The organism is Chondromyces apiculatus DSM 436 (genome assembly GCF_000601485.1).
In the GTDB taxonomy this organism is placed as follows: domain Bacteria; phylum Myxococcota_A; class Polyangia; order Polyangiales; family Polyangiaceae; genus Chondromyces; species Chondromyces apiculatus.
On record NZ_ASRX01000023.1, the window covers coordinates 62,781 to 81,989 of the forward strand.

Annotated in this window: 3 protein-coding genes; all 3 read left to right on the forward strand. The window is 67.4% G+C overall.

Annotated features, from left to right (window positions below):
- Window positions 1-12: 12 nt before the first annotated feature.
- Genes CAP_RS16635 through CAP_RS44795 form a run of 3 tightly spaced genes read left to right on the forward strand, consistent with a single transcriptional unit; the run spans window position 13 to window position 19,199 of the window.
- On the forward strand, window positions 13-5,637 hold the full coding sequence (locus CAP_RS16635; protein ID WP_044241708.1) for a type I polyketide synthase: 5,625 nt from the start codon (window positions 13-15) through the stop codon (window positions 5,635-5,637).
- A 46-nt stretch (window positions 5,638-5,683) separates the two neighbouring features.
- Window positions 5,684-12,373: a type I polyketide synthase gene (locus CAP_RS16640; protein WP_052375398.1), complete on the forward strand. Its 6,690-nt coding sequence runs from the start codon at window positions 5,684-5,686 to the stop codon at window positions 12,371-12,373.
- On the forward strand, window positions 12,366-19,199 hold the full coding sequence (locus CAP_RS44795; protein ID WP_052375399.1) for a type I polyketide synthase: 6,834 nt from the start codon (window positions 12,366-12,368) through the stop codon (window positions 19,197-19,199). Before CAP_RS16640 ends, CAP_RS44795 begins: the two co-directional genes overlap by 8 nt.
- Window positions 19,200-19,209: the final 10 nt, after the last annotated feature.

Consider the following 19,209-nt stretch of genomic DNA (forward strand, 5'->3'; position numbering starts at 1 on the left):
GAAGTGGAGAGGATGAGCGAGAAGCCTGGCTTCAGCAATGGCCCGCCCCTGTCGGCCGTCAAGCTCGCGCTCCTGGCGCAGCAGGTCAGGACCGAGCGTGAAGGTGCCGAGTTCATCGACGCAGAACCGATTGCCATCGTTGGCATGGGCTGCAGGTTTCCTGGTGGGGCTGACGGTCCGGAGAGGTTCTGGCGCTTGCTTCGCGATGGCGTCGATGCAGTCGCCGAGGTCCCGCCGGAGCGCTGGGATGCGGAGCGTTATTACGACCCTGACCCTGACGCAGCCGGGAAGATGTACACGCGCTACGGCGCTTTCCTGCGTGCAATCGATCGTTTCGACGCCGCCTTCTTCAAGATATCTCCACGCGAAGCTGCGAGGATGGACCCTCAGCAACGCCTGGTCCTGGAGGTGACCTGGGAGGCGCTCGAAGACGCGGCGCTCACTCCGGGTCACCTCGCCGGGACGGAGGCGGGGGTCTTCATCGGCCTCTGCGCCACCGACTTCGTGATGTTGCAGTTCGCCGACATCGCCGCCGTGGATGCTTATGCGAGCACCGGAGCCGCCCACAGCATTATCGCGAACAGGCTCTCGTATCTGCTCGATCTGCACGGCCCGAGCATGGCGATCGACACGGCGTGCTCGTCATCCCTCGTCGCTGTCCACCTCGCATGTCAGAGCCTCCAGTCGCGTGAGTGCGACGTGGCGCTGGCCGGAGGCGTCAACCTCATCCTGACGCCCGAAGGGGCCGTGGCGCTCTCCCGCGCGCGGATGATGGCGCCCGACGGCCGTTGCAAGGTGTTCGACTCCCGCGCCGATGGCTTTGTGCGTGGCGAGGGGTGCGGCATCATCGTCCTCAAGCGTCTGTCCACGGCGCTCAAGAACGGGGATCACGTGCGCGCAGTCATCCGCGGTTCGGCGTCGAACCAGGATGGAAGGAGCAATGGCCTCACGGCGCCGAGCGTCACCGCCCAGCAGGCGGTGATCCAGAAGGCGCTGCGGAGAGCGCACCTCGATGCGGGTCGCATCACCTACGTGGAGGCGCACGGTACGGGCACGTCTCTCGGGGACCCCGTGGAGTTCGAGGCCCTCAAGGGGGTCCTCGGGAGGGAGGAGGTGGGGAGCGAACCCTGTGCTCTCGGATCGGTGAAGACCAACATCGGTCATCTGGAGGGTGCAGCAGGCATCGCTGGTCTGATCAAGGTGGTGCTCGCCCTCGAGCACCATGCCTTGCCGCCACACCTGCACTTCAAGGAGCTCAATCCCAACATCGACATGGTGGGCAGTCGTTTCACCATCCCCACCGAGCTTCTCTCCTGGGCACCTGTGTCGGGCACGCGCTGCGCTGGTGTGAGTTCCTTCGGTTTCGGAGGGACAAATGCCCATGTGGTCCTCGAAGAGGCTCCGCCTCTGCCGCGTGCGCGCAAGATCGCCGCGGAGCGCCCTGTCCACATGCTGACGTTCTCCGGGCGCGACGAAGAGGCATTGCTCGACCTCGCGCGGCGCCACGAACACCAGCTCGCCGAGATCGCAGTAGCCTCGTGGGCCGATTACTGTTTCACCGCCGCGGCAGGGCGCGCGCACCTGGAACACCGGCTGGCCTTGATGGCTGGCTCGCCGGGCGAGGCGAGGGAACTGCTGTCAGGCTTCCTTGCAGATGACCTCTCCCCGCGCGTCTCCCGAAGTCAGGAAGCGTGTACGCGTGCTGCTGACGTGGTGTTCCTGTTCACCGGGCAGGGCTCACAGGTCGCGGGGATGGGTCGTGAGCTTCACGAGACGCAGCCTACCTTCCGCCACGCCATAGACAGATGTGCGGAGATCCTCGGGCCTCACCTGGACAGGCCGTTGACCTCCGTGCTCTTTCCTGACGGGAGCGGGCCAGAGGCAGAGGCTCTCCTCCAGCAGACGGCCTATACCCAACCGGCATTGTTCGCCTACGAGTATGCGCTGGCCATGCTCTGGCGTTCGTGGGGGATCGAACCTGCCGCGGTGATGGGCCACAGCCTGGGAGAGATCGTGGCTGCCTGTGTGGCTGGCGCGCTCGACCTGGAAGGTGCGCTTCGCTTTGTGGCCGAGCGTGGGCGCCTCATGCAGGCATTGCCCCCGACAGGGGCCATGGCTGCGGTGTTCGCAGGCGAGGCGCGGGTCGCTGAGGCGCTCATTCCGTGCGCATCCGAGGTGTCCATTGCAGCAATCAACGGACCCATGGAGACGGTCATCTCCGGCGCCAGCGAGTCCGTTGCAGCCGTTTCCGCTCAGCTTCAAGCCGAGGGGATCCAGGTACGGCGGCTCTTCGTCTCTCACGCGTTCCACTCGCCCCAGATGGACGCCATCATGCCGGCGCTGGAGCGCGCGGCTGCGGAACTCCAGGCGGGGACGCCGCGTTGCGCGCTCATCTCGAATGTGACAGGTCAGCGCATCGATGCTGGTGAGCTCGCCGCACCGGGGTACTGGGCCCGCCATGCACGGGTCCCTGTCCAGTTTGCGTCCGGAATCCGTGGACTTTACGAGCGCGGACATCGGACCTTCCTGGAGATCGGTCCTCAGCCGACGCTGCTGAAGATGAGCCGTCGCTGCCTGGACGATGCCTCCATCGCGTGGCTTTCGTCGGCGAGCAAAGGGAAGGGGGCGTGGGAGTCGCTGCTGGAGAGCCTCGGTGCGCTCTACGTGGCGGGTGCGAAGGTGGACTGGAGCGGCTTCGACCGCGACTACCGACGCCGTCGGGTCGCACTACCCACCTATCCTTTCCAGCGCCAGCACTTCCCGGTGGAGCGCAAGATCCAGCCATCGAGCGCCCCTCGGAGGGATCTTGGTCCGCTGCTCGGCCGGAGGATTCGCTCTGCTTCGCGCGAGGCGCTGTTCGAGGCCGAGCTGAGTGCCGAAGTGCAGCTCCTCGACGAGCACCGGATCCGTGGAATGGTGCTGATGCCGGGAGCCGGTTACCTGGCGCTCGTGCTGCAAGCTGTCGAGGCGGCGCTCGGGCGGGGACCGTGCGCAGTCGATGGGGTGGCGTTCCGCGCACCACTCTGGCTCGATGACGGCGAGCGGCGGGTCGTCCAGACCATCCTCACGCCAGACCCTGTGGGAGGGTCGGCATTTCAAGTCCTGAGCCTCCCGGCGGGCGCGGACGGCACTGCAGGCGAGCCTTGGGAAAACCACTGCGCCGGACGGGTGCGCGTCGGCCCGGAGGCCGCCGAGGTGGCAAAGCGTGCTCCGGTGCTGGCCGAGGTGCGCGCGCGGTGCGGAGCATTGATCGGGGGTGAGGACATCTACCGGAAGATGGCCGAAGAGGGCTATGCGCTCGGGTCCTCGTACCGGTGGATCTCCGAGGTGATGTGGCGTGAAGGTGAGGCTCTGGGCCGGATGCGCGCCCCGGCCGACGCGGATCCTGGGACCACGTTCCGTCTCCATCCCGGCCTCCTCGATGCGTGCTTCCAGCTCTTCGGTGTGACCTGGCCCGCCCAGCGACGCGAAGGGCTCGTCCACGTACCCGTCGCGCTGGAGCGCCTTCAGTTTCACGCCACCCCTCCCAGCGGTGAGCTCTTCTGCCACGTGACGCTCCGTCGAAACCAGGGCGTCGAAGCCAATACCTACGTCGGTGATCTCAGCCTCTTCAGCGAGGATGGCCAGCTCGTCTTCTTGGCCGAGGGACTCTGCGTGAAAGGCACCGCCCTCCGGGCGAGCGCGCCCGAAGCCGCGCCGGTCGCCGACTGGGTCTACCAGACCCTGTGGCAACCCGTGGAGCGGCGCGAAGAGTCCTCCGTGCACGGTGTGTGGCTGCTCTTCGAAGACGCAGGAGGTACGGCGGCTGGTCTGGCGCGGCGTCTCCAGGCGCGCGGCGACGACGTGTACATGGTGACCCCTGGCGAGCGGTATGCCATGACCGACGCTGGACGCTGGACGATCGATCCTGCCTCACCCGCGGACTACCGCCGGCTTCTGGAAGCGCTGGGTCGACCTTGCCATGGCGCTGTCTACGTGTGGGGCCTGGACGCAGGAGGATCCACGGGGGAGGACGCATCGGCGCTCGGTGCGCAGGAGCAGATCCTGGGCGGGGCGCTGCATCTCGTACAGTCGCTCGTGGCGCACGGAGCGAGCGCCACCACGCGCCTCTGGCTCGTGACCCGTGGCACTCAGGTCACAGGGAGTGAGCGCGCCGCCCCCCGGCTCGCCGGAGCTCCGCTCTGGGGGCTCGGCAGGGTGCTCGTCGCGGAACATCCAGGACTCCTGGGAGGTCTCGTCGACCTGCCTCCTGTTCCAGAGGACGGTGAAGAAGTTCTGCTGTGCGAGGCCATGGTCGACGCTGGAGGTGACGATCAACAAGCCGTGCGCGGAGGAACTCGTCTCACACCGCGGCTCGCCCGCCGCAGGGATGTCGGGGCGCCCGGGCAGCAGACCAGGCTGCTGCCTGGTGCGACCTACCTCATCACCGGCGGCACGGGCGCGCTAGGGCTCGAGGTCGCGCGGTGGATGGTCGCGCAAGGCGCCAGACACCTCGTGCTGGTGAGCCGTACAGGGGGCGCCGGGGCAGGATCGCAGATCCTGAGCGAGCTGGAGAACCAAGGGGCTCACGTCACCATCGAGCGCGCGGACATCGCAGCATTGCCAGAGATCACGGCGGTGCTTGCGCGGATCCGCGTGTCTGCGAGGCCTCTGCGTGGGGTGGTGCACGCGGCGGGGGTGATCGAGGATGGTGTCCTCCTGCGTCAATCCTGGGACAGGTTCGAGCGTGTCCTCGGTCCCAAGGCGGGAGGCGCCGCGCACCTCGATCGCCTCACCCGGCGTGACCCGCTGGACTTCTTCGTGATGTTCTCATCCATCGCGTCGCTCTTTGGCTCACCGGGGCAGGGCAACTACGCGGCGGCCAATGCCTATCTCGACACCCTCGCCCACCGGCGCAAAGCCGAGGGCCTTCCCGCTCTGAGCATCAACTGGGGACCTTGGGACGACGTGGGGATGGCGGCGACTCTACCTCGTCGAGCGCATCCGCGCTGGTCTGCGCAGGGCATGAGCGCGCTCTCGGCCTCTCACTCCGTGGAGGCTCTCGGCAGGCTCCTTCAGCATCCCGCAGCACAGCTCGCGGTCGTCGCCATCGACTGGAAGAAGGCTGCGCTCGGCTTCGCGGGAGACAGCCCGCCACGCTTCCTCTCCCCGCTCCTGGAACAAGCGCGTGGGCAGCTCGGGCCTGGATCCCCCGTTGGTGGCTCCGATGAAGCGTGGCTCCAGCTCGAGCGCGCGAACCCGGCCCAGCGCCAGCGACTCCTCCTTGGACATGTTCGCGAGGTGGCGGCTCGGGTGCTCGGTCTGGCTCCGAGCGCACCGATCGATCGTGCGGTGCCACTCAGCGAGCTCGGTCTCGACTCACTGATGGCGCTGGATATCGCGAAAGGGATCGAGCGAGTCCTGCGCCGGCCCATGCCTCCTGCGCTGGTGTTCAATCACCCGTCCATGGAAGCGATCGTAACGTACCTGGAGCACGAGCTGTTCACCGTGAGCGCCGCGTCATCGCCAGAGAAGTCGCGGGGCGAGGACGTCGCTGGTGCACGTACGCTCTCCCGGGATCAGGTGGTCGCGCTGTCGGACTCGGATCTGGAGGGGCTTGTGGCCGCCGAACTGGGGCGTCTGGAGGAAGAACCATGAACGAGGCCTCCGGAGCAGAGAAGCGTCACCCTCGAGCGCCCAGCACATGAGCCAGAGCGCGGAAGACCTGAGTGGGCTCACGCCGCTCCAGCGCGCGGTCCTGGCGCTCCAGAAGGCGCGGGCGAAGATCGATGCACTGACGCATGCGAAGAAGGAGCCCATCGCGATCATCGGCATGAGCTGCCGGATGCCCTGTGGTGCCGACACTCTGGAAGCCTTCTGGCGGTTCCTGCGCGACGGGACCGACGGCATGCGCGAGGTTCCGCGCGGCCGCTGGGATGTGGACTCCCTGTACGACCCCGACCCTGATGCCCCGGGCAAGATCTACACGCGCTTCGGGGCTTTCATGGAGGGGATCGACCTGTTCGATGCCGCCTTCTTCGGCATCTCTCCGCGCGAAGCGGCGAGCATGGACCCCCAGCAAAGGCTGCTCCTCGAACTGTCGTGGGAGGCGCTCGAGGACGCAGGGCAGCCCGCGTCGCGGTTCGCGGCGAGCCGCACGGGCGTGTTCGTTGGCATCAGCTCTCGCGATTACGTGGAGCGGCTACCCGCTGACCCCGCACAGATCGATGCCTATGTGGGGACCGGGAACCTCCCGAGCGTCGCGGCGGGTCGCATCTCCTACGTGCTCGGCCTGCAAGGTCCCTGCTTCCCCGTGGATACGGCGTGTTCCTCGTCCCTCGTGGCGCTCCACCTCGCCGCCCAGAGCCTGCGCGCTGGTGAGTGCTCGATGGCGCTCGTCGGAGGCGTCAATGCCATCCTCACGCCCACGAACTCGATTTACTTCTGCAGGCTGAAGGCGCTGGCCCCTGACGGCCACTGCAAGACGTTCGATGCTGCTGCCGATGGCTATTCGCGGGGTGAAGGCGCGGCGGTTCTCGTCCTCAAGCGTCTCTCGGACGCGGAGCGGGACGGTGACAGGATCCTCGCCGTCCTCCGCGGTTCGGCCGTGAATCATGATGGCCGTAGCAATGGGCTGACCGCGCCGAACGGACCTGCGCAGGAGGAGGTGCTGCGGCAGGCGCTGGCGAGCGGCGATCTGCGGCCGGCTCAGGTTGCCTACGTCGAGGCCCACGGGACGGGAACGCCACTCGGTGATCCGATCGAGATCGGGGCGCTCGCGAAGGTGTTCGGCGAAGGACGCGGACCAGATCGACCACTCCTCGTGGGCTCGCTCAAGACGAACATCGGTCACCTCGAAGCTGCCGCGGGGATCGCTGGTGTACTCAAGGTCGTGCTCGGCCTGCAACACGGCGAGATCCCGCCGCACCTGCATTTTACCCGGCCGAGCCCCTACATCGCGTGGAGCGACATCGCCGTGAAGGTGACGTCGGAGGGCGTGTCCTGGCCCCAAGGCTACGAGCGCCGCCTTGCAGGTGTGAGCTCCTTCGGGCTGAGCGGCACCAACGCCCACGCGATCTTCGAAGAGGCACCGGCAGGCCCCGAGGAGCCAGCCTCGCCCGCTGCCCTCCCTGCTCTGCGACCTCTCCTCATCTCGGCGAAGAGCCCCGAGAGCCTGCGGGCGACTGCGCGTGCCCATGCAGTGCACCTGTCGAGTTCCGGGGTACGTGATTCTTTCGAAGACATCTGCTTCACGGCCGCGGTGCGCCGGACCCACCATGCGCACCGTGCGGCGGTGCTCGCCACGTCGAAGGAGCAAGCGTCGCGCAGTCTTGCGGCTTTCGCGAGCGGGGCTCCGGACCCCAGTGTGTTCTCGGGCGTCGTCGACCACGAGCGCGACGGCAAGCTCGTCTTCGTCTTTCCAGGTCAAGGTGCCCAGTGGGTCGGCATGGGTCGCGACCTCGTCCACGAGGAGCCGTCCTTCCGTGCGGAGCTTGAGCGGTGCGACGGAGCAATGCGGCCGTACCTGGGCTGGAGCCTCGTCGACGCAATCACCGCTGGTATCGACGAGGCGAGGATGGAGGATGTTGCCGTCGTGCAGCCAGTCCTCTTCGCGATCTCGGTGTCGCTTGCTGCGCTGTGGCGCTCCTGGGGCGTGGAGCCCGATGCCGTCGTGGGGCAGAGCATGGGCGAGGTCGCGGCAGCCTACGTAGCAGGCGCCCTGGATCTGGAGGCCGCTGCGAAGGTCATCTGTGTTCGCAGCGCCCTGCTCCGGCGCATCGCGGGCGGAGGTGGCATGGCCGTGGTGGAGCTTTCGCTAACGCAAGCTCAGGTCGCCATTGCACCCTACACGCCGCAGCTTTCGATTGCAGTCAGCAGCAGCCCGCGCTCCACGGTCGTCTCTGGCGACACGGACGCCCTCGCGGCGCTGCTCGAAGATCTCACGCGGCAGCACGTCTTCTGCCGTCCGGTGAAGGTGTCCTACGCTTCTCACAGCGCGCAGATGGACCCTCTCCGAGACGAGCTGCTCGCTGGTCTCGCTGACCTACGGCCTCGCGTCGGGGAGGTGCCCATCTACTCCTCCCTCACGGACGCCATCACGGACGGCGCCGACCTGGATGCCGTGTACTGGACGCGCAACCTGCGCGAGCCCGTGCTCTTCGCCTCTGCGGTGCGGCGCCTGCGCGAGGACGGGCACGCTTCGTTCCTCGAGATCAGCCCCCATCCGGTGGTGCTCCCGGCCATTGAGGACGGGCTTCGAGCGCTGGGCAAGCCGGGCCTGGTGCTCCCCTCCTTGCGACGTGATCGCGACACGCGAGAGGTGCTTACTGGGACCCTCTGTGCGCTCCATTGCGATGGTCGAGCCGTGAACGTTCGTGGTGTCCTTCCGCGCGGACGCTGTGTGCAGCTTCCTGCATATCCCTGGCAGCGGGAGCGCTTCTGGGCCGATCTCCCAGCTCCTCCAGGCCCCGAAAGAACGCAGCTATCGCCACCTCAAGCTGATGGGCAGAGTATCTCCTCGGCGCATCCCCTGCTCGGCCACTCGCTGGCCTCCTCGACACACCTCGGCACCTACTTCTGGGAATGCATACTCTCCCCCGACCACGTGCCATACCTCGCGGAGCACCGGGTGCAGGGCGCCATCGTGCTTCCAGGAGCTGCTTACGTCGAGATGGCTCTCTCCGCGGCACTCCAGGCGTTCCCTGGCACTTACGGACTCGACCGCATCGCGTTCAAGCAGGTGCTCGTGCTTCCGGAGGGGCAAGCGCGGGTTGTGCAGATCGTCCTCTCGGAGCAAGGAGAGGGTCGCGCCACCTTCCAGATCACGAGCCGGGAACCCCATACCCGAGGTTCCGGCGGGTGGACGGTCCACGCCACGGGCGCCCTCTGCGCGAGTGACGGTCGCACGCCGGAAGATCCAGTCACCCTTGCGGAGATCCGCGCCCGCTGCGGCTTCGTCCTGCAAACCGAAGCGTTTTACAGGCGTCTCGATGCCAGCGGGCTCTCGTATGGCCCTTCCTTTCAGGGGGTGAAGGAGATCTTCCATCGACCCGGTGAAGCTCTCGGTAAAGTGCAGCTTTCGCCGGAGCACCTCGCGGAGAGCGCGGCGTACATTCTCCACCCAGCGCTACTGGACGCTTGCTTCCAGCTCCTCGGGGCGACCCTCGCTGCCGGTGAAGCGACATCCCCGGCCACCTTCGTTCCCGTGGGTATCCAGCGGCTCCGCATTCACCGCCACCCTGGAACGACGCTGTGGGCCCACGCGCGCTTGCGTACGGACCTAGATGGCAGGGATGGGCTGCTCGAAGGTGACATCATCCTGCGCGACGACTCCGGCGAGCTTGCCGTCGAGGTCCTGGGTCTCCAGTCGAAACGACTCGACGGACCTCCGCGGCTGGACACGTCAGCGCTCGACGGCTGCTTCCACGAGCTAGCATGGCACGACATGGCGCCTCCGCCTCCGGCCGCGGCGGCTCCGGGCGGGTGGATCATCCTGGGCCATGGGCACGGACTCGGGGGGGCACTCCACGCGCTGCTGACACGTGAGGGCAGCTTCTGTGTTCGCGCAGTTCTCGAGGAGGACACGCACGCCCGAGCCTCCGACGTGCCCTGTCTCGATCCTTCCCGCCCGGAAGCCTTCCGCACCTTCTTGCAGCAGCACTTTGGAAGCGCCAGGCCATGCGCCGGGATCGTCTACGTCGCTGGTCTCGATATCGCGGACCCCATGGACACCATCCCCGCCGCACCTCAAGCCGTGGAGCCGCTCGGGTGCCACGGTGTGTTGAGCCTCGTCCAGGCGCTGGCCAGGATGGGTTGGAGGGACATGCCGCGCCTTTGCGTCATCACGCGCGGGGCGCAGCAGGTCGACAGAGGCGTATCCCCGGTAGCCATCGCTCAGGCACCTCTCTGGGGGTTCGGACGGGCGCTCATGCACGAGCACCCGGAGCTGCGGTGCAAGCTCATCGATCTCGACCCCTCCACCTCGGAAGAGGATGCAGCGGCGCTGCTCGCGGAGCTGTGCGGCGGCGGTGGTGAAGATCAGGTCGCGTTGAGGGCCGGTGGTCGTCACGTAGCCCGCCTTGTACGCCGCAGGGTGGAGGCGGCGCACCCAACGCGACAGGACACCTTCACCCTCTCGTCCGGGCGCCCCTACCGTCTGGCGCTCCCCACGCCCGGCATGATCGATCGCCTGGAGTTGCGTCAGGCCACCCGGCGTGCGCCTGGCCCAGGAGAGGTGGAAATCCAGGTGGAGGCAGCGGGGCTCAACTTCCTGGACGTGCTCACGGCGCTCGGTGTGATGCCGAGTGAAGGCGGCGAGCCTTCCGAGCGGCCGCTGGGCGGCGAGTGCGCAGGCCGCATCGTGGCTCTGGGCGCCGGAGTCTCGGGGCTCCACGAGGGCGACGAGGTGGTGGCCATCGCCACTGGATCCTTCGCATCGCACGTCCTCGCGGACAGCCGCCTCGTGGTGCCCAAACCGCCGGGGATGAGCTTTGACGAAGCTGCAGCGGTCCCCGTGGCCATGCTCACCGCCTACCATGCGCTCGCCAGCGTGGCGCAACTCGCGAAGGGGGAACGCGTCCTGATCCACGCGGGCGCAGGGGGGGTCGGACTGGCAGCGATCCAGTGGGCGTTGCACGTGGGGGCTGAGGTCATCGCGACTGCAGGCAACGAAGAGAAACGAGCGCTCCTGCGCTCCCTCGGTGTGGCCCACGTGGCCGACTCGCGCTCCTCCGGTTTTGCGGACGACATCCGCACGTGGACGCGCGGCGAAGGGGTCGACGTCGTGCTGAACTCGCTCTCCGGCGAATTCATCGCGCAAAGCCTCGATCTCCTGCGCGAAGGGGGCCGCTTCGTCGAGATTGGCAAGCGCGACTACCACGAGAATCGCGCGCTCGGCCTCCGCCCCTTCCTGCGCGGCCTGTCGTTCTCGCTCGTCGACCTGCGCGGCATGACCGCACGACAGCCGGACCGGGTGCGCGCACTCCTCCAGGAGGTCTTCGGCCTCATCCAGCGCGGTGTGCTGTCCCCGATACCTCATCAGAGCGTCCGCATTGCCGCTGCCGCGGACGCCTACCGCCGGATGGCGCAGGGGAAGCACGTCGGCAAGCTCGTGCTCTCCATGGGCTCTGCCGGTGCGTCTCATTCCGGTGACGCTCCGCTGATCCGGAGCGACGCCACATACCTCATCACTGGAGGCCTTGGAGGACTTGGCTTTGCCGCAGGCGCCTGGCTCGTGGAGCAGGGCGCACGCCACCTCGCTCTGGTGAGCAGGGGCGGGCCTTCGGCTGCCATGCGCGAAGCCATCTCAGCTCTCGAACGAACGGGAGCCCAGATCATGGTCGCACAGGCCGACGTCGCCGATCGCGCACAACTCGCCTCCGTGATGCGCAACGTCGAGCAGACCATGCCTCCGCTCCGGGGAGTCCTTCATGCGGCCGGCGTGCTCGAGGACGGGACGCTACTCCAGCTCGAAGCAGAGCAGCTCCGGAGGGTAATGGCGCCCAAGGTGCAAGGCGCATGGAACCTGCACACGCTCACTTCCGACGCGCCACTCGACCTGTTCGTTCTCTACTCCTCTGCGGCGTCGCTCCTGGGATCGCCAGGGCAGTCGGGGTACTGCGCGGCCAATGCTTTCCTCGACGCGCTGGCCCATCACCGACGTGCGCACGGGAAACCAGCGCTCGCCATCAACTGGGGCGCGTTCTCGCAGGTAGGTCTCGCCGCAGCGCAGGAGAATCGGGGAGAGCGTCTGGCGCGGCGCGGCGTCGGCAGTTTTACGCCAGAGGAGGGCAGCCGCGCACTCGGGCTCCTGCTTCGCGACGGCGCCACGCAAGCGGCCGTGCTGCGGCTCGACATCCGTCGATGGCGCCAGCTCTTTCCGCGGGTCGCGAACGCACCGATCCTTGCCCGACTCCTCGAAGAGCAGGAGCACGCAGAGCCGGAGAAAGGAACACTGAATCGTGCCCGAGAAGAGATCCTGGCGGCGGTGTCGGACGCGACCAGGCAGGATCTCCTGGAGGCCTACCTCACGCGCGAACTCGCCGACGTGCTGCGCCTCGATCGGTCCCGCATCGGAGCGAATGCCAGACTGGGCTCCCTCGGGCTCGACTCCTTGATGGCGATAGAGCTGCGCAATCGTGTGGAGATCGGGCTCTGCCTCTCCCTGTCAGTGACGATGATCTGGAACTTCCCGACCGTCGCCGCCCTGGCAAAGCACCTCCGTGAGAGGCTGGGTGATGCTCCGGCCGCTCCGGTGAGCGCGGCGGCTATCGATGCGCTGCGGGCAGGGGACGAGGTTGACGATGAGCAGATTGGACAGATGTCGAAGGACGAGCTCATGGCCTTCTTCGACAGCTCCCTCGGGCGGATTGAAGAGGACCTGACCGGTGAGTAGCGCGTTCTCGGAAGCTGACTACCTGGCGCGCCTGCGCGCTGCCGCCACCGCGATGAAGAAGCTCGAGGCCCAGAACGCGGCCCTGAAGCGGGCGCGCTCGGAACCCATCGCGGTCGTGGGTCTTGGCTGTCGCTTCCCAGGCGCGGCGCGGACCCCGGAGGCTTACTGGCAGAACCTCCTCCAAGGTGTGGACGCGATCTCCGAGATCCCGCCGTCGCGCTGGGACGCGGATCGCTACTACCACCCGGATCCCGACGTGCCCGGGAAGATGAACTGCCGGTTCGGTGGCTTCCTCGACGACATCGAGAGCTTCGATGCCTCCTTCTTCGGGATCTCTCCGCGCGAGGCAGTCCGCATGGACCCTCAGCAGCGCATGCTCCTCGAAGTGGCCTGGGAGACCATCGAGCATGCCGCAATCGCGCCAGACAGGCTGGCCGGCAGCCGTACTGGCGTCTTCCTCGGCATCTGCGCCAGTGAGTATTCGCGTCTGCAGTTCACCGAGGCCACGCAGCTCGATGCCTACGCCGGGTCCGGGGGAGCTCTCAGCATCGCTGCCAACCGCATCTCATACCTGCTCGATCTAAAAGGTCCGAGCCTCGCCGTGGACACCGCGTGCTCATCGTCGCTGGTGTCCATCCATCTCGCGTGCAATTCCCTGCGGAGTGGCGACAGCGACCTCGCACTCGCGGGGGGCGTCAATCTGTTGCTCGCCCCCGAATCGTTCGTCACCTTCGCCAAAGCCCGGATGCTCGCCCCCGACGGGAGGTGCAAGACCTTCGATGCGCGCGCCGACGGGTACGTGCGCGGAGAAGGGTGTGGTCTGGTCCTGCTCAAGCGCCTCTCGGACGCGCTCCGCGATGGCGATCGGGTCCTCGCGCTGGTCCGAGCCTCGGCGGTGAATCAGGACGGCCTGACGACGGGACTCACCGCGCCCAACGGGCTCTCCCAGCGCGAGGTCGTCCGAACAGCCCTGCGCGAGGCAGGTCTCCAGCCCTGGCAGATCGGCTACGTCGAGGCACACGGGACGGGGACCTCGCTGGGTGATCCCATCGAGATCGAAGCCCTCGCGGACGTGCTAGGCAGTCCACACCCGGAGGGAGGGTCCTGTGCCGTCTCCTCCGTCAAGACGAACATCGGACACCTCGAAGGTGCGGCTGGCATCGCTGGGTTCATGAAGGCGGTGCTGTCCATCCATCACGGCCTCATCCCCTCCCATCTCCATTTCCAGAGCCTGAATCCGAACATCTCTCTCGAGGGCACGCGCCTGTTCATTCCCACCGAGCAGCAGGCCTGGCCGGCTGGCGGTGCCCGACGGTATGCGGGGGTGAGCGGCTTCGGCTTCGGAGGCACCAATGCCCACCTCATCCTCGAGGAGGCTCCTGCGGCCGAGGTGGTCCCCGCTCGAGGCAGCCGACCATCGCACCTCCTCACGCTCTCCGCCAAGAGCGCCGATGCACTCCGCGACAGCGCCTCGCGGCTCGCGGCGCACCTCGATGCGAGCCCTGAGCTGCACCCTGCGGACGTGTGCTTCACGGCCAACACGGCCCGAGCGCACCTCTCGCACCGTCTCGCGTTCGTTGCGGCCTCCACGAAGGACCTCCGCGACGCTCTCCATGCAACGGCGAACGACGCGGAGAGCGTTGCTGCACAAGGTCTCGTCGACGGCACGCGCAAGCCCCGGATCGCATTCCTCTTCACCGGGCAGGGCGCGCAGTACGTGGGCATGGGGCACGGCCTCTACCAGACGCAGCCCGTGTTCCGCAGCGCCCTGGACAGGTGCGCGGATCTCCTCGCTCCCCACCTGGCGCGACCCCTCCAGGCGGTGATCTATCCCCCCGCAGGTGAAGCATCACCGCTCGACGAGACGGCGTATACCCAGCCGGCGCTTTTCGCCCTCGCCTACGCGCTGGTGGAGCTGTGGCGGTCGTGGGGCATCGTCCCCGGCGCCGTCCTCGGGCATAGCGTCGGTGAGGTTGCGGCGGCCTGCGCCGCAGGCGTCATCGGTCTTGAGGAGGGGCTCCGACTCGTCGTCGAGCGAGGTCGCCTCATGCAGATGCTCCCTCCCGGCGGCGCCATGGCGTCGGTGGACGCCGAGGAGCCCCGCGTGTCGGCCGCACTTGCCGCGGTCCAGGCTTCCATTGCTGCACTGAACGCGCCGTCGCAGGTGGTGGTCTCGGGGGAGCGTGAGGAGCTGGAGCTGGCGCTCGCTGGTCTGCAAGCAGAGGGCGTCAGGGTGCGCTGGCTGGGGGCATCCCACGCCTTCCACTCGGCGCGCATGGACCCTGTACTCGATGCGCTCGAAGATGCAGCACGTCGCATCGCGCCATCAACTCCCAAGATCCCGATGATCTCCAACCTCACCGGCAGGCCGGTGGGTGCCGAGATTTGCACCGCTGACTACTGGCGTCGCCACGCCCGGCAACCGGTGCGGTTCGCGGAGGGCATTCGCTCCCTCAGGGAGCTTGGATACGATGTGTTCCTGGAGATCGGCCCCCATCCCACGCTGCTCGGCCTGGGAGCCGCGTGCGTCGAGGAGAGCGAGGGCGTCACCTGGTTGCCATCGCTTCGCAGAGAGCGCGATGACTGGGCGCAGATTCTCGGCAGCCTCGGACAGCTCTTCGTGCGGGGGGCGGGCGTGGACTTTGCGGCGCTCGACCGCCATGAAGGCTGTTGCCGGGTGGTCCTTCCTTCGTACCCGTACCAGCGTCAGCGCTACTGGTTCACGGCTGGTCGCGACCACGCGCCCACAGTGGCTCCCCTGCCTTCTGGCGAGCAAATCCATCCTCTCCTCGGGAGGCGACTGCGCACGGCAGTTGGCTTGTTCGAGTCTCGGATCGGTCCCCAGGAGATTCCCTTCCTCGCGGAGCACGAGGTCTTCGGCAAGGTGCTGGTGCCGGCCGCGGTCTACCTGGAGATGGCCCTCGCTGCGGCAACTGCGCACGGCGAGCAGGGTAGGGTGATCGAGCGCGTCGTCATCTACCAACCCCTCATCCTCGGTGCCGAGGAGCAGAGGACGGTGCAGCTCGCGTGGACCCCCAGCGGCCCTGGACACGCCCAGTTCCGGATCTTCAGCCTTGGCCCTCCCCAGGGTGACGGCGAACCTGTGTTCGAGCCGATCGCCGAAGGAAATGTTCGCTTGAGCCCGGAGGATGCTGCAGCAGAGACCTCCCCCTCTCTGGAGGAGCTGCAGGCCCGCATCCCCCAGCCCATCGACGTTGCGGAGCACTATGGTCGTCTCGCTGCCCGTGGCGTCGTGCTCGGCACGTCGTTCCAGGGCATCGAGGCGCTCTTCCGGCGAGATGGCGAATCCCTCGGCAGCATCCGGGTGTGCCATTCCCCATCTGGTGCTCGGATCGCCTATCACCTGCATCCTGCCTTTCTCGATGCCTGCCTCCAGCTCCTGGCGGTGGCGCTGCCGCAGGCCGCGGCGAGCCCCGACCAGGCTTACCTGCTCACCACCATCGAGCGCCTCAGCCTCTCGCCGAGGGTAGCGGCTATCCTGGCGGACACGAGCTCCGTCTGGGGCCACGCGTGTGTTCAGGCAGGCCCAGGCGCCGAGTTCTCCGGCGAGATCGAGGTCCTCGCTCCATCGGGTGAGCGCCTCCTGAACATCGACGGCATCCGGCTCCGGCGCGTGGATCCAGCGCTCTTTCAGGCGGAGGAGAGGCCTCGCCTCGCAGACCACCTGTACGAGGTGCAGTGGGTGCTCGATGAGCGCGCGATGAGGCCAGACTATCTCGTCGCGGCACCCGAGATCGTCGAGCGCGTCCTCCCCGTGCTCCACGCGCAGCTCGCCGAGCACCTCTCGCCCCTGGAGAGGGCACTCTTCTCGTCGCTCGACGAGCTGTGCACGGCCTACATCCGCGCAGCGTTGATGGAGCTTGGTCCCCTTCACGCTGGTGAGCAGTTCACCGTCGCATCGCTGGCCGAGCGGTTGAACATCGCTCCCCGCTTCCATCGCCTCCTGGGACGTCTGCTTCAAATCCTGGCAGAGGACACGCTCGTTGCACGTTCCGGTGAGGTCTGGGAACTCTGCGGTACGGCAGGAGCCACCGAGCCGCGTGCCCTCGCCGCCGCGCTGCAGGCGCGCTACCCCGCCGGCGAAGCCCTCCTCACCGTGCTCCGGCGGTGCGGTGATGCCCTCGCAGGGGTGTTGCGCGGCGCGCTCGACCCCCTGGACCTCCTGTTCCCGGGCGGCTCCATCGCCGACGTCGAGCGTCTCTACCAGGACACACCTGCGGCGCAGGTCGCGAACACGCTGACCAGCGAGGTCATCGCGGCTGCCCTGGCGCAGCTACCTGCCGACAGGACAGTGCGCATTCTTGAGATCGGAGGTGGCACCGGCGGCACCTCGTCGTTCGTCCTGCCCCGCCTCGACCCCGCGCGGACGCGCTACGTGTTCACGGACGTGTCGAGCCGCTTCCTGCCGGAAGCGCAGCGCAAGTTCGCGGGCTTCTTCTTCGTCGAATACACCACGCTCGACATCGAGCGAGACCCGTCGACGCAAGGCTTCGAGGGTCGCGCGTTCGACATCGTCTTTGCGGCCAACGTCCTGCATGCGACAGCAGATCTGAGCCGCACGCTTGCCCATGTGAGGAAGCTGCTCGCGCCAGAAGGCATGCTGGTGCTCCTTGAGGGGACAGGCCCGACGCGATGGGTCGACCTCACCTTCGGCCTCACCGAAGGGTGGTGGCGGTTCACGGACACGGCGGTCAGGCCGACGCACCCGCTGCTCTCCTGGCCTGACTGGAAGTCGCTGCTCGCGAAGACCGGGTTCGACATGCCCGTCGCGCTGCAGGATCCGTCGAATCCAGGCGGAGAGGCCGTCATCCTGGCACGGCGCTGTCCCGACGAGGAGGCACGGACCTCACCTGCCGGTATCCAGCGGGGCCCGGATGATCCGCAGCATGCCGTCAAGCCCCAGCGAGCCTGGCTGATCCTTTCGGACCAGGGCGGTGTGGGAAGCGCTCTCGCACGCAAGATCGAGCAGCTTGGTGATCGCTGCACGCTCGTGGGCGCCAGTCTTGAGGGGACGACAGGTGCTGGAGGAATCAGGCTCGATAAGGATCGAGGTGAGGCCATTCGTGAGGCGGTAGCAACCTTCCTGGAGCAAACCGATGCCACTGCCGCGGGCGTGATTCACCTCTGGGCGCTCGATGCTGCGCATTCCAGCATGTCCCCGCCCGAGGTGATCGAGAGCGACGACATTGTCCACGATCTCCGGATCGCATGCGGTTCGGCGTTGCACCTCGTCCAGGCCTTGCACGGCACCACGCCGGGAGGAACGGCAGCGATCGGCGCGCCCGGGGCCAGGCCACGTCTCTGGATCGTCACCCGTGGTTCCCAGCGGGCCTCCGAGGACATGGAACCCGTCTCCCCGGTGCAAACGGCCCTGTGGGGTCTCGGCCGTGCCATCTCCCGCGAGCACCCGGACCTTCAGTGCACCCGTATCGACCTCCCTGCGGATGAAGCCTCCTTGCCGCTCGACGCGCTTCTCCGTGAGCTCGACGGCGGCTCCCCGGAAGACGAGATCGCGCTTCGCGGTGCCGAGCGTCGCCTGGCAAGGCTTCGACAATCTCCGTTTGCCGGTCGGGGCACGGACGTAACCCCGCCCTTCTCTCCGGATGCGACCTACCTCATCACCGGTGGCCTCGGTGGTCTCGGACTCGAAACGGCGCGCTGGATGGTCGCGCAGGGAGCACGCCACGTCGTTCTCGCCGGCCGGAGCGGCCCGTCGGCCGACGTCGAGCTGCTCCTGGAAGCCCTGCGCGCTCAGGGGGCGGTGATGGTCGTCATCAGGGCAGATGTCTCCCGCCGTGACGATGTGGCCCTGCTGCTCTCCCGCATCGCCCGCACCATGCCCCCCCTCCGTGGCGTCGTTCATGCCGCGGCGGTGCTGGACGATGGCGTCCTGCTCAAGCTCGACTGGGCGCGCTTCGAAGCCGTGCTGGGGCCCAAGGCCCTCGGAGCATGGAACCTCCACGCCCTCACGGCGCACCTCCAGCTCGACTTCTTCGCGCTCTGTTCGTCGACCTCCTCCATTCTCGGCAACCCTGGCATGGGCAACTACGTCACGGCCAACGCCTTCCTCGACGGGCTCGCCCACGGGCGGCGTGCCCGGGGGCTGCCAGCGCTCTCCGTGAACTGGGGCGTATGGGAAGGCGTGGGAATGGCGCTCCGCTCCCGGTGGACCAACGAGCGGGGGAGCACAGAGCAAGGGCTTGGTAGCTTCTCCGCGTCCGAGGGGCTCGAGGTCTTCGGCGAGCTTCTCGGCTCTGATCGCGCTCAAGTCTGCGCCCTGCCGGTAGCCCGAGGGGGGTGGTCGCAGCTCTTCCCCGACAGCCATGCCGTGACACTCCTCGCGGATCTCTGCGACACGGCCTCCTCCGCAGCGCGCACGCACCAGGAGGCGACTGCGCAGCTCCAGCTCCTCCTTCAAAGCTCTGGCCAGGAGCGTGGCGAACGGATGGCCACGTATCTGGAGGCACAGGTCGCGCGCGTGCTGGGTCTTCCCTCGTCGCGAGCCGTGGATCGACGGCAGGGCTTCTCGGAGATGGGCATGGACTCCCTGATGGCCATCGAGTTCAGGAACCTCCTTGAGAAGGGTCTCGGATGTCGCCTCTCACCGACTTTCCTCTTCAACCATTCCACGGTCGACCAGCTCTCGGAGCACCTTCTGCGCACCTTGATGCCGGAGGAAGCGGCAGAGGAGGTCGGTGACGTGCGACCCGAGCAGCGCGAAGCGTTGAGCCGGGTCGAAGAACTCTCTGACAGCGACATGGAGGCCCTCATCGCGGGGGAGCTTTCGAAGCTGATGGAAACCTGAGTACCTGCCG